The 12,500-nt window shown below is 72.1% G+C and carries 12 protein-coding genes; 6 read left to right on the forward strand and 6 right to left on the reverse strand.

What is annotated here, in order from left to right; all coding sequences use genetic code 11:
• Window positions 1-3 precede the first annotated feature (3 nt).
• Window positions 4-474, forward strand: coding sequence for a hypothetical protein (locus ACFVNO_RS03700; RefSeq protein WP_220565141.1), 471 nt, complete (start codon window positions 4-6; stop codon window positions 472-474).
• 67 nt (window positions 475-541) lie between these two features.
• On the forward strand, window positions 542-850 hold the full coding sequence (locus tag ACFVNO_RS03705; RefSeq protein WP_220565142.1) for a hypothetical protein: 309 nt from the start codon (window positions 542-544) through the stop codon (window positions 848-850).
• A gap of 22 nt (window positions 851-872) precedes the next feature.
• On the opposite strand, the gene ACFVNO_RS03710 is transcribed toward ACFVNO_RS03705, so the two are convergent.
• From ACFVNO_RS03710 to ACFVNO_RS03720, 3 genes are read right to left on the reverse strand one after another with little or no spacing between them, the layout of a single operon-like run.
• A complete protein-coding gene (locus ACFVNO_RS03710; RefSeq protein WP_355256945.1) occupies window positions 873-2,471 on the reverse strand; it encodes an anibiotic ABC transporter efflux pump in 1,599 nt (532 codons plus the stop codon).
• Window positions 2,468-3,391, reverse strand: a complete 924-nt coding sequence (locus ACFVNO_RS03715; protein WP_355256948.1) for an ABC transporter ATP-binding protein — start codon at window positions 3,389-3,391, stop codon at window positions 2,468-2,470. Before ACFVNO_RS03715 ends, ACFVNO_RS03710 begins: the two co-directional genes overlap by 4 nt.
• Window positions 3,392-3,444: 53 nt before the next feature.
• Window positions 3,445-4,095, reverse strand: coding sequence for a TetR family transcriptional regulator (locus ACFVNO_RS03720; protein ID WP_378888929.1), 651 nt, complete (start codon window positions 4,093-4,095; stop codon window positions 3,445-3,447).
• A gap of 85 nt (window positions 4,096-4,180) precedes the next feature.
• On the opposite strand from ACFVNO_RS03720, the gene ACFVNO_RS03725 reads away from it, so the two are divergent.
• Both ACFVNO_RS03725 and ACFVNO_RS03730 read left to right on the forward strand, forming a co-directional pair.
• Window positions 4,181-4,984: a carbon-nitrogen hydrolase family protein gene (locus ACFVNO_RS03725; protein ID WP_378888932.1), complete on the forward strand. Its 804-nt coding sequence runs from the start codon at window positions 4,181-4,183 to the stop codon at window positions 4,982-4,984.
• A gap of 247 nt (window positions 4,985-5,231) precedes the next feature.
• Window positions 5,232-5,477 carry a hypothetical protein gene (locus tag ACFVNO_RS03730; RefSeq protein ID WP_378888935.1) on the forward strand — a complete coding sequence of 82 codons (246 nt, stop codon included), beginning with the start codon at window positions 5,232-5,234 and terminating at the stop codon, window positions 5,475-5,477.
• Between the two features lie 275 nt (window positions 5,478-5,752).
• Here the strand turns inward: ACFVNO_RS03730 and ACFVNO_RS03735 are convergent, their stop codons facing one another.
• Window positions 5,753-7,261 (reverse strand): CoA-acylating methylmalonate-semialdehyde dehydrogenase, encoded by a 1,509-nt coding sequence (locus ACFVNO_RS03735; RefSeq protein ID WP_355256957.1) that lies wholly within the window; start codon window positions 7,259-7,261, stop codon window positions 5,753-5,755.
• Between the two features lie 21 nt (window positions 7,262-7,282).
• Window positions 7,283-8,569 carry an aspartate aminotransferase family protein gene (locus ACFVNO_RS03740; protein ID WP_378888939.1) on the reverse strand — a complete coding sequence of 429 codons (1,287 nt, stop codon included), beginning with the start codon at window positions 8,567-8,569 and terminating at the stop codon, window positions 7,283-7,285.
• Window positions 8,570-8,761: 192 nt separating this feature from the next.
• Between ACFVNO_RS03740 and ACFVNO_RS03745 the strand changes: the two genes are divergently transcribed.
• Together ACFVNO_RS03745 and ACFVNO_RS03750 are read left to right on the forward strand one after the other, a co-directional pair.
• Window positions 8,762-10,369, forward strand: coding sequence for a PucR family transcriptional regulator (locus ACFVNO_RS03745; protein ID WP_220565155.1), 1,608 nt, complete (start codon window positions 8,762-8,764; stop codon window positions 10,367-10,369).
• A gap of 124 nt (window positions 10,370-10,493) precedes the next feature.
• Window positions 10,494-10,982: an Lrp/AsnC family transcriptional regulator gene (locus ACFVNO_RS03750; RefSeq protein WP_220565157.1), complete on the forward strand. Its 489-nt coding sequence runs from the start codon at window positions 10,494-10,496 to the stop codon at window positions 10,980-10,982.
• Between the two features lie 75 nt (window positions 10,983-11,057).
• On the opposite strand, the gene gabT is transcribed toward ACFVNO_RS03750, so the two are convergent.
• Window positions 11,058-12,392: a 4-aminobutyrate--2-oxoglutarate transaminase gene (gabT, locus tag ACFVNO_RS03755; protein WP_378888944.1), complete on the reverse strand. Its 1,335-nt coding sequence runs from the start codon at window positions 12,390-12,392 to the stop codon at window positions 11,058-11,060.
• Window positions 12,393-12,500: the final 108 nt, after the last annotated feature.

The raw sequence follows: 12,500 nt of genomic DNA on the forward strand, positions 1-12,500 counted from the left end.
GGGGTGGTCGAGACCGGACTGGCCTTCGTCATCGCCCTCGCGGCGGGACTGGTCCCGGTCCTCAACATCGAGGTCTACCTGCTGGGCGCCGTGGCCGTGAACGGCGACGGCGCCCTGGTGGCCATGGCGGTCGCCGCCGGCCTGGGGCAGACCCTGGGCAAGCTGCCCTACTACTACGCGGGCAAGGGGACGCTCTCCGCGCCCTGGCTGCGCAGGCGCACCGAGACGCCGGGCAAGTGGACCGAGCGGGCCGCCCGCTGGCGGAGCAGGGCCGAGGAGCGCCCCGCCTGGGGGGTGGGCCTGCTGGCGCTCAGCTCGTTCGCGAGCATCCCGCCGTTCATGGTGGTCTCCGTCCTGGCGGGCGTGGTGCGGATGAACATCGTGCTGTTCTCGGCCGTCACCTTCGCGACCCGCACCGCCCGCTTCCTCATCATCGTCCTGGCCCCCGCCTGGGCGCTGTCCTTCCTCCCCTGACCCCTTCCCGGCCGGGCTCCGGGCTCCCTAGGATCGGGTGCGGTACCCCCGATCCGAGAGGCGCCCCATGCTGCCCTCCCTCCTCCTCGGCCTGCTGGCCGGACTCCTGCTCGGCAACGGCCTCCCGCACTTCGTCACGGGGATCACCGGCCGCTCGTACCCCAACGTGTTCGGCGACGGACCGGTCCCCAACGTCCTCGGCGGCTGGGTGCAGCTCGTGGCGGCGTCCGGCATCGTCTACGCGCTGACCCGGCTGGACGGCGCCCCGTCCCCGCTCGTGCCGCTGGCCTGCGGTGCGGCGGGGGTCCTGGCGGCCGCCCTGTTCCACGCCCGCGGCCTCGCCGCCGGCGCGCGCCGCGCCGCCCCCGGGGACTGAGGCCCCCCGGGGGCGGCGCCGCTCAGGCGGTGTCCAGGTCGCGGCGGCGGAAGCCCGCCAGCGCCAGGGCCAGGGCGGCCGCGACCGCGGCGGAGGCGATCACGACCGGTGCCGCCTCGAACTCCTCCATCGGCGGCTGCGGTAGCATCCCGAACGCGCTGAGGTCCAGCGCCCAGTCGGGCATCCCCAGCAGGGCGCCGAGCATGGTGGTGAAGACGCTGTACCCCAGCCACAGCCACACCAGCGGCATCAGGCGCGGGGCCGCCCCGACGAACAGCGCGGTGGCCGCGACGAACGCCAGCGCCACCGGCGCCTGCGACAGCGCCGACTCCAGCATCGTGCCGATCCAGGAGGCGTCGTCCGTGGCGCTGAGCGCTCCGATGCCGATGCCGAGCCCGCCCAGGACCACGAGCAGGCCCGTGGACAGGACGCCCACCGCCAGGGCGGCGCCGTACCAGCGGATCCGCCCCACCGCCGTGGCCAGGACGAGTTCGGCGCGGCCCGCCGACTCCTCGCTGCGCGCGCGCAGGACCGACAGGATGCCCTGGGCGGCGGCCGCCATGATCACGTAGCTCGACATGACGCCGAGGAAGCCCGCGGTCACGTCCTCGGCGGCGGAGCCGAGCAGGGCCACCAGCTCGGGGTTGGAGTCGAGCATCCCCTCGACCTCGGTGGCCAGCGTGCCGAAGGAGATCGAGAACAGGAAGGTCGCGGCGCTCCAGGCGATGATCGACCCCCGCTGCTGGCGCAGGTGCAGGGCGAGGACGCCGTTGAGCAGCGGGCCCGCAGCGGCCGGACCGGGGCGGGACGGGACCAGTCCCGCGCCCAGGTCCCGGCGCCCCGCCAGGGCGTAGGCGGTGCCGAACAGGGCCAGGATCGCCAGCGGGTACAGGGCCAGCGGCCACCACCGCAGGTCGTCGAACACCCGGGTCTGCTGCACCCAGGCGAACGGGGAGGCCCAGGAGGAGGGCCCGCCCCCGCGCTCGGCCAGGTCGCCGACGACGCGGGCCATGAAGAGCAGCCCGGTGACGAGGAAGGCCGTCCCGGAGGCGGCCCGCCCGTGCTCGGTGAGCTGGGCGCACACCGCGGTGACGGCGCCGAAGGTGAGGCCGGCCAGCCCCAGCCCCAGCCCGTAGACCAGGGAGTCGACGGCGTCCAGCCCGTAGCCGGCCATGATCGCCCCGGTCAGCCCGCCGATGAGCAGGTTCAGCAGGGCGACGGTGAGCAGCGCCGCCGTCATCTGGGCGCCGCTGCCCAGGACCCCGGCCCGCAGCAGCTCGGCGCGGCCGCTCTCCTCCTCGGCCCGGGTGTGCCGGACCACGTGCAGGATGCTCATGATCGCCATGGCGATGAGCAGGCTCATGGTCAGCTCGTTGACCACCATGGCGCCGAGCGTGTAGTCGTCGAGCCCGAAGCCCGGGCCGCCGAAGAGGATCCCGGTGGGCGTGTCCATGAGCGCCGCCCGGGCCTGGCGCTGGGCTTCGGTGGCGAAGGCCTCGTCCAGGGTGGGGACGGTCAGGCCGACCGTGCCCACCAGGGCGACCACCCACACCGACATCCGGATGCGGTCGCGGCGCAGGATGAACCGGGTCAGGGTCCCGGTCCCGGTGAGGGCGCTCATGCCGCGCTCCCCCGGTCGCCGTTGAGGGCGGCCAGCTCGTCGCCGTAGTGGCGCAGGAACAGTTCCTCCAGGGAGGGCGGGTTGCTCACGAGGGAGCGGACCCCCAGGCCGGTCACCGCCCGCATGACGGTGTCGAGGTGGTCGTTGTCCACGTCCATGGAGATCCGGTCGCCGTCGACCTCCGCGTTGTGCACCCCGGCCAGCCCGGCCAGCGCCGAGGGGTCGCCGGAGACGGTGGCGCGCACGGACGACCGGGTCAGGTGGCGCAGGTCCTCCAGGGTCCCCGACTCCACGGCCCTGCCCTGGCGGATGATGGTGACCGTGTCGCAGAGCTTCTCGACCTCGGACAGGATGTGGCTGGACAGCAGGACCGTGCGCCCCTGCTCCTTGGCCTCCAGCACGCACCCGGTGAACACCGCCTCCATCAGCGGGTCCAGCCCGGAGGTCGGCTCGTCCAGGATGAGCAGCTCGGCGTCGGAGGCGAGGGCGGCGACCAGGGCGACCTTCTGCCGGTTGCCCTTGGAGTAGGTGCGCGCCTTCTTGGTGGGGTCCAGCTCGAACCGGGCCAGCAGCTCCTCGCGGCGGGCCCGGTGCAGGCCGCCGCGCAGCCGCCCGAGCAGGTCGATGGCCTGGCCGCCGGTCAGGTTGGGCCACAGGGTGACGTCGCCGGGGACGTAGGCCAGCCTCCTGTGCAGGGAGACGGCGTCCTTCCAGGGGTCGCCGCCCAGCAGGCGGACGGTGCCGGCGTCGGCCTTGAGCAGGCCGAGCAGGACGCGGATGGTCGTGGACTTGCCGGAGCCGTTGGGGCCGAGGAACCCGGCGACCCTGCCGGCCTCCACGGTGAGGTCCAGGCCGTTGAGGGCCTGGAACCGGCCGAAGTACTTGTCGACGCCGCGCGCGTCGATGACGGGTGAGGACATGGCGGGTGGTCTCTTCTCTCTTCCGATGGGGGGATGCCCGGGGGCCTGGTGCGTCAGCGGGTGCCCTCGGGCGGGTCGCAGACGTACAGCAGGTAGGCGTCGAGCATCTGCCGGTCGGTGTAGAGACCTTCGGTGTACAGCTCCAGTACCGGGAGCATGTGCTCCTCCATCCATTCCCGCAGGAACAGTGGGAAGTCGATGTCGTCGGGGTCGGGTCGGGCGGACAGTGCTACGAGGAGGGAGCCCATGGAGCTCTCGGCCAGCCACCGGGCGCGCTTGGCCCGGTCGCGGCTGGGCCGGATCGTCCCGGCGGCCTCGCCCGCGGCGAGGTAGCCCTGGACGTCCTCGACGATGCGCTCGTACAGGGCCAGGCCGACGGCGCCGCCCTCCTGGAAGGAGCGGATGGCGTAGGCCAGCAGGGGGGCGAACTCCTCGACGTGCGCCACGTACTGGAGGGCGACCGAGGGGTCGGAGGTCACCGTCTCCCTCTTGACCCTGTGCATGACCTCGAAGACGTGGTCGTCGCAGGCCCTGCGCAGACCGTCCTTGGACCCGAAATGGTGCATGACCAGGCCGGGGGAGACCCCCGCCTTCTCGGCGATGGCCCGGATCGTCACCTTGAAGCCGTGCCTTCCGAAGTACTCGAGGGCGGCGTCGCGGATGCGGGCGCGCGCGGTGAGGTCGGAGGCGTCGGCTGAACTCATGTTCAATAGGTTAAACACGCGTTCAGTCCGCTGGCAAGGGGGTGGCCGTACACTCGTGCCCACCCGCGTCGACGAGGAGGATCCGATGGTGCAGGTCGCTGTCGCCCAGTTCGCCCCCGCCCAGGACAAGGCGGAGAACCTGCGCTCGGTGGGGAGGCTGGCCGCGCGGGCCGCGGCCCTGGGGGCGCGGGTGGTGCTGCTGCCCGAGTACACGATGTTCACCGCGTCCCGCACCGACGGCCGCTACGTCGAGGCGGCCGAGCCCCTGGACGGGCCGTTCGTCGCGGCCGCCGCCGACACCGCCCGCCGGGAGGGCGTCCACCTGGTGCTGGGCGTCAACGAGGAGACCGCCGGGGGCACGCACTTCTCCAACACGCTGGTGGCGCTGTCGCCGCGGGGCGAACGGGTCGCGCTCTACCGCAAGATCCACCTGTACGACGCGTTCGGTGTCAGGGAGTCCGACGTGGTCGCGCCCGGGCCCGTCGAGGAGCCGGAGACCTTCGCCGTCGAGGGCGTGACCTTCGGCCTGCAGACCTGCTACGACCTGCGCTTCCCCGAGGTGACCCGGCGGATCGCGGACGCCGGGGCGCACGTGGTGCTGCTGGCCGCCCAGTGGGTGCCCGGACCGCTCAAGGAGGAGCACTGGCGGACGCTGGCGCGCGCCCGGGCGGTGGAGAACACCGTGTACGTCGCCGCCGCCGGGCAGTCCGCGCCCACGGGGGCGGGCAACAGCATGGTGGTCGATCCGATGGGGACGCCGATCGCGGCGCTGGGGGAGCAGGGCTTCGAGGTGGCCGTCGCCGAGGTTTCGGCCTCACGGGTGGACGAGGTCCGTACGACCAACCCCGCGTTGGCGATGCGCCGCTTTGTGGTGGTACCCCGTGACTGATTCGATGTGATCGGGGGTAGTCCACCTCCAGGATGTCCGACAAATCCGCTGATCGCTCAGATTTCAGGCGGGGTCTTCCCAGGCTTGGTTACTTAGAGCTATGATCTACCTGCACGGAGTGATTTAGATGGGGACGGACCCTTCCAGGTGCCGAGTGCCTCTGATTGAATAAAGAGCCGGTAACTATCGGCCCGCCAGACTGTCCTAAACCACGGGGGGAGCAGGGACATTGCGCGGAACGAGCACGATGTGCGTATCGGATGCGGAGGCCGACGCCGTATCCGACGGATACGTGTACGACCCGGAATCGCTGAGCGCGGAGCAGTGCACGGGGGATGCCTGCGCCGTCTGCCACACGCGATGGCCCCGGCCGCGGATCGCCCTGGGCGTCCTGCCGGACGGGGTGCCGGTGTTCGGTTGTGGTGACTGCGCGGAGCTCGTCGGCGCCGGATCGCCGGTCGCCGCCGACACCCGGGTGTTCGCCGCCCGCTGAGGAGAACACGGTCGCGCTCCGGGTCCAAGGGGGAGAGAAGGACCCGGAGCGCTCCCGCCGGCGCACCCGCTTCCATGGGGAGGAGGGGAAGTTGAGCGCGCCTTTCCCGGAATGGTCCCGTGATCAGGCCGTCGGCCACGCCCCGTGAGGGGCGGGCGACAACCACGATACTCCGAGTCGCCCGCCGCGACCGTCGGTGGGACGTATCCGTCCGGTATTTCCCGGAACTGCTGACAGTCGGGAATGTCCGTTGTCATTCGCCGGCGGGGGACCCGTCAGCCGTTGGTGGGGAACCCGAGGTCCACGCCGCCGGACGGGCGCGCGCCCGGGTCGGTCCACCGGGCGGTGACCGCCTTGGTGCGGGTGTAGAAGTGCACGCCCTCGGTGCCGTGCGCGTGCGAGTCGCCGAACAGCGACTGCTTCCACCCGCCGAACGAGTAGTAGGCCATCGGCACCGGGATCGGCACGTTGACGCCGACCATCCCCACCTCGACCTCGTTCTGGAACCGACGGGCCGCCCCGCCGTCGTTGGTGAAGATCGCCGTCCCGTTGCCGTAGGGGTTGTCGTTGACCAGCTTCACCGCGGAGTCGTAGTCGTCCGCCCGCAGCACGCTCAGGACCGGGCCGAAGATCTCGTCGCGGTAGCAGGACATCTCCGGGCCCACGTGGTCGAGCAGCGTCGGCCCCAGCCAGAACCCGTCCTCCCCGCCGCCCAGGACCGGGTGCACCCGGCCGTCGACGGCCAGCGTCGCGCCCTCGCGCACCCCCGACTCCAGGTAGGAGGCGACCTTGTCGCGGTGCTCGCGGGTGACCAGCGGGCCCATCTCGCTGCGCTCGTCGTCGCCGGGCCCCACCCGCAGCCGGGAGATCCGCTCCTTGATCCGGGCGACCAGCTCGTCGCCCACCGGGTCCACCGCGACCACCGCGGAGATGGCCATGCAGCGTTCCCCGGCCGAGCCGAACCCGGCCGACACCGCCTGGTCGGCGGCCAGGTCCAGGTCGGCGTCGGGCAGTACCACCATGTGGTTCTTGGCCCCGCCCAGCGCCTGGACCCGCTTGCCGTGCTCGGCGGCCGTCCGGTAGATGTACCGGGCGATCGGGGTGGAGCCCACGAAGCTCACCGCCGCCACGTCGGGGTGCTCCAGGAGCGCGTCCACGGCCACCTTGTCGCCCTGGACCACGCTGAACACGCCCTCGGGCAGCCCGGCCTCCTCCCACAGCCCGGCGATGAGCAGCGACGCCGAGGGGTCCTTCTCGCTGGGCTTGAGGACGAACGCGTTGCCGCAGGCGATCGCCACAGGGAACATCCACATCGGCACCATGGCCGGGAAGTTGAACGGGGTGATGCCCGCGACCACGCCCAGCGGCTGGAGGATGGAGTAGGAGTCCACGCCGGTGGACACGTTCTCGGAGTAGCCGCCCTTGAGCAGGTGGGGGATGCCGCAGGCGAAGTCCACGACCTCCAGGCCGCGGGCCACCTCGCCCTGCGCGTCGGAGAACACCTTGCCGTGTTCGGCGCTGATCGCCGCGGCCAGCTCGTCCCTGTTGGCGTTGAGCAGCTCCCGGAACCGGAACAGGATCTGTACCCGCCGCGACAGCGACGTGTCCCGCCAGCCCGGGAACGCCGCCCGGGCCGCGGATACCGCCGCGTCCACCTCCTCGGGGCCCGCGAAGTCGACGGTGCCGGTGACCGCGCCCGTCGCCGGGTTGTAGATGTCGCCCTGGCGCTCGGCCGGGCCCTGGTAGCGGCGTCCGCCGATCCAGTGGGTGACGTGCTTGCCCATGTCTGGTCTCCTCGGGTCGTGTCAGGCCTGGGCGTTGACCGCGCGGACGGCGTCCAGCAGCAGGTCGCGCCCCTGGGCGGCGTCCTCGGCGGACAGGGTCAGCGGCGGGGCCATGCGCAGCACGTTGCCGTGCACGCCGCCCTTGCCCACCAGCAGGCCCCGCTCGCGGGTGGCCTCCAGCACCCGGCCGGCCAGGGCCGAGGAGGGGCCGCCGGTGCGCGGGTCCGCCATCTCGACGGCGAACATCAGGCCCTTGCCGCGCACGTCCGCCACCGATGCCAGTTCGGTCAGCGGCCGCAGGCCCTCGATGATGAGCGAGCCCTGCCGCAGCGCGTTGCCCTGGAGGTTGTGCTCCAGCACGTAGTCCAGGGTGGCCCCGGCGGCCGCCATCGACACCGGGTTCCCGCCGAAGGTGGCCACGCCCAGCGCCGACAGGCCGTCCATGAGGTCGCCGCGCGCCACGACGCCGCCGACGGCGAAGCCGTTGCCCAGGCCCTTGGCGAAGGTCATCATGTCCGGGGTGACCCCGTGGTTCCCGATGCCGAAGAAACTGGTGCCGGTGCGGCCCCAGCCGGTCTGCACCTCGTCGGAGACGAACAGGATCCCGTGCTCGTCCAGCACCTCCTTGTAGGCGGCGTACAGCCCGTCCGGCGGCATGTTGAACCCGCCCACGCCCTGGATCGGCTCGGCGATCAGACAGGCCACGTTCGGTGCGGCGGTGTCCAGGACGTCGCGCAGGTCGGCGACGCAGGCCTCGGTGTACTCCTTCTCCGACATGCCGCGGAACACCGGGGAGGCGTGGTCGGTGCCGTGCAGGTAGTGCACGTTGAGCGGGGACAGCGAGGAGTTCTTCCAGCCGCGGTTGCCGGTGACGGCGATGGTGCCGTAGGAGCGCCCGTGGTAGCTGCCGCGCACGGCCAGCACCTCGTCGCTGCCGCGGGCGCAGGTGGCCAGCAGCAGGGCGGTCTCGTTGGCCTCGGTGCCGGAGTTGGTGAAGAACACCTTGGCGTCGGGGATGCCCGACAGGCGGGCGATCTTCTCGGCGAGCTCGACCTGGGAGCGGATCAGGTACAGCGTGGAGGTGTGCACGACGCCCTTGGCGATCTGCCGCTCCACGGCCTCGCGCACCTCGGCCACGTCGTAGCCGAGCATGTTGGTCACGATGCCGGTGAAGAAGTCCAGGTAGGTGCGGCCGTCCGCGTCGGTGACGCGGGAGCCGCTGCCGGACACGATCTCCAGCGGGGACTCGTAGTACAGGGGCAGCCAGGAGGGCATGACCGCGCGGTGGCGCGAGAGAAGTTCGGACATGCCCCCAGTCTCTCCGCGGACCGCCGCCGTGGCCAGAACCACCGTGTTGACATCGTGCAGGCCGGATTTACGACCTGTAAGAAGGCCGCTTCCCCTGCTCACCGCGGGTTCCGGGCCGCCGGGCCGCGAAAGGGGGTGCACAGTGTCAGGCCGCCCCGGTCGTCTTCTGACACTGTGTCCTAGAATGCGGACGTGCTTCCCACCCTTGCCGAGGTCCTGCGCCTCCCCGCGCTCCAGCGCGCCCGCCCCCGCGTCGTGGTCGGCTCCGAGCACCTGGACGTGCCCGTGCGCTGGGTCCACATCGCCGAGGTCACCGACCTGGCGCACCTGTTGCGCGGCGGCGAGCTCGTGCTCAGCACCGGCATCGCCATGCCCGACGACCCCCACGCGCTCAAGCGCTACATCGACGACCTCGCGGCCGTCGGCGTCAGCGGCATCGCCGTCGAGCTGGGCCGCAAGTACCACGCCGAGCTGCCGGGGCCGTTCCTGGACGCCGCCCGCGAGGCCGGGGTCCCGGTGATCCTGCTGGACCGGGAGGCCCGGTTCGTGGAGATCACCGAGGCCGTGCACATCCGGGTCGTCAACGAGCAGCTGGAGGAGCTGCGCGAGTCCGAGAAGCTCCACTCGGTCTTCACCCGGCTGTCGGTGGAGGGCGCCGACACCGACCGCATCCTGCACGAGATCACCCAGCTGTCCGGCTGCCCGGTGGTCCTGGAGAACCTCTCCCACCAGGTCCTGGCCTGCGACCTCAACGGCGAGGACCCCGGGACGCTGCTCACCTCCTGGGAGAGCCGCTCGCGGGCCGTGCGGTCGGGCACGCGCACCGTCCACGCCCCGGCCACCGGCTGGCTGGTCACCACGGTCGGCGCGCGCGGGCAGGACTGGGGGCGGCTCATCCTCATCGCCGGGGCCAACCCCACCCCCCGCCAGAGCATGCTCATCGAGCGGGCGGCCACCACGCTGGCGCTGGGCCGGCTGCTCGAACGCCACCAGGAGAGCCTGGAGCGCCAGACCCACCGCACGATCATCGCGGGCATCATCGACCGCGCCTACTCCGACCCCGAGGAGGCCCTGGTGCGGGCCCGGGCCGTGGGTGTCCCCCTCAACAACCGCGAACTGCTGGGCCTGGTGCTGCGCCTGCGGGAGAACGGGACCGGCCTGGCCGCGCAGGCCCGCCTGTCCGACACCGCGGAGGGCGCCGCCCGCGCCTGCCGCGAGCTGCGGCTGCCCGCACTGGTGGGCTCCCTGGACGACCTGCGGGTCGGCGTCCTGCTGGCGCTGCCGCCCCGGCGGCGCGTCGACGCCACCCTGCACATGCTCGCCGACCGGCTGGCGGTGACCGTCGGCGACGCCGCGGTGCTCGCGGTCGGCTCCACCTCGGACGACATCCGCGAGGTGCGCCGCTCCTTCCTGGAGGCGCGCCAGGTGGGCGACGTGGCGGTCCGCCAGAGCGACCGGCGGCCCTTCTACCGCCTGCCCGACCTGCACCTGCGCGGGCTGCTGCACCTGTTCCGCGACGACGAGCGGCTGCAGACCTACGTGGAGCGAGAGCTGGGCCCGCTGCTGGACCACGACGCCCGGCACGGCTCGGACCTCACCGACATGCTCCGCCACTACCTGGCGGCGGGGCGCAACAAGGCACTGGCGGCGGGCAACGCGCACCTGTCCCGGCCCGCGTTCTACGATCGGCTGCGCAGGATCTCCAACGTGCTCGACGCCGACCTGGACTCGGTCGAGACCTGCCTGTCCCTGCACGTGGCCCTGCTGTCACTGGATTCGGTGCGCGACGGCCAGCTTTGACCGGCCGGGGTCTTCGTCATTCGAATGACCGTGCAGTAACCTTGGAATCCGTTGTACGGACGTCAGATGTCGATGAAATCCGGCGTTCATACGCACAAAATACGTTGGATTCACGGAGGGCCATGTGAACGGCCAGTCGGACCCCGCCCCCCAGCGCAGGGGCAACGGCATCGTCCTGGACGAGACCGCCAAACGCATCATCGAGGTGCTCCAGGAGGACGGCCGCCGGTCCTACGCCGCCATCGGCAAGGCCGTGGGCCTGTCCGAGGCCGCCGTGCGCCAGCGCGTCCAGCGCCTGCTGGAGTCCGGGGTGGTCCAGGTCGTGGGGGTCACCGACCCCATGATGCTCGGCTTCCACCGCCAGGCCATGATCGGCGTGCGCACCGACGGCGACCTCAACACCGCCGCCGACGTGATCTCCGAGATCCCCGGGGTGGAGTACGTCGTCATCACGGCGGGCTCCTTCGACCTGCTGGTCGAGGTCGTCGCCGAGGACGACGCCCGCCTGCTGGAGATCCTGGCGGCCATGCGCGCCGTCGACTCGGTGGTCTCCACCGAAACCTTCCTGTACCTCAGGCTCCGCAAGCAGACCTACGCCTGGGGCACCCGGTAGGGGGCGATGCCCACCGGGCGGCCCCAGGACGGAGGGGCCGCGGGGTGCGGGCCGGAGAGGGCCCGCGGGGCGCGGCTACAGGCGGGCGAACGCCTCGGCCAGGATGTCCAGGCCCTCGTTGAGGAGGTCGTCGCCGATGACCAGCGGCGGCAGCATGCGGATCACGTTGCCGTAGGTGCCCGCGCTCAGCAGGATCAGGCCCTGGGAGTGGCAGTACGACAGGACCTTGCCCAGCGCCTCCGTGTCCGGGGTCTTGTCCTCCTTGACCAGCTCGATCGCGATCATCGCGCCGCGGCCGCGCACGTCGCCGATCACCGGGTGCTCCTCGGCCAGCTTGCGCAGCCGGCCCAGCATCAGGTCGCCGATCTCGCGGGCGCGCCCGACCAGGTCGTCGGACTCGATGGCCTCCAGCGACGCCAGCGCGGCGGCGCAGGCGGTCGGGTTGCCGCCGTAGGTGCCGCCCAGGCCGCCGCCGTGCACGGCGTCCATGAGCTCGGCGCGGCCGGTCACCGCGGCCAGCGGCAGGCCGCCCGCGATGCCCTTGGCGGTGGTGATGAGGTCCGGGACGATGCCCTCGTGCTCGCAGGCGAACATCTGCCCGGTGCGCGCGAAGCCGGTCTGCACCTCGTCGGCGACGAACACGATCCCGTTGGCGCGGCAGAACTCCACCACGGCGGGCAGGAAGCCGGGGGCGGGCTCGATGAAGCCGCCCTCGCCCTGGATCGGCTCGATCACCACGGCGGCGACGTTGTCCGCGCCGATCTGCTTGGTGATCTGGTCGATGACCATGGCCGCGGCCTCGGGGCCGCAGTTCTCCGGGCCGGTGGGCCAGCGGTAGGCGTAGGCCATGGGCATGCGGTGGATCTCGCCCGCGAACGGCCCGAAGCCCTGCTTGTAGGGCATGTTCTTGGCGGTCAGGCCCATGGTGAGGTTGGTGCGGCCGTGGTAGGCGTGGTCGAACACCACGACGGCCTGGCGCCCGGTGGCGCTGCGGGCGATCTTCACCGCGTTCTCGACGGCCTCGGCGCCGGAGTTCAGCAGGATCGAGCGCTTCTCGTGGTCGCCGGGGGTGATCCGGTTGAGGGCCTCGCACACGTCCACGTACGCCTCGTACGGGTTGACCATGAAACACGTGTGCGTGAACCGGCCCAGCTGCTCGGCGGAGCGCTCCACCACGCGCGGGTCGGCGTTGCCGACGTTGGTCACGGCGATGCCCGAGCCGAAGTCGATGAGGGCGTTGCCGTCGACGTCCTCGACGATCCCGCCGCCGGCCCGGGTCACGTAGACGGGCAGCACGCTGCCGACGCCCTTGGCGACGGCCGCGACACGGCGCTCCTGGAGCTCACGGGACTTGGGACCGGGGATCTCGGTGACGACCCGGCGGGACTGGGCGACCTCGGTCACGGCCATGCGTCTGCCTCCTTCAGTGCGACACGGGGTGTGGAACGGGACGGGGCCGCACGGCCCCGACCCGCATGACACTAGGCCGCGTCCGGGCCGGCGGACATGGACACCGTG

The organism is Nocardiopsis sp. NPDC057823 (assembly GCF_042797335.1).
Taxonomy (GTDB): Bacteria; Actinomycetota; Actinomycetes; order Streptosporangiales; family Streptosporangiaceae; genus Nocardiopsis; species Nocardiopsis changdeensis.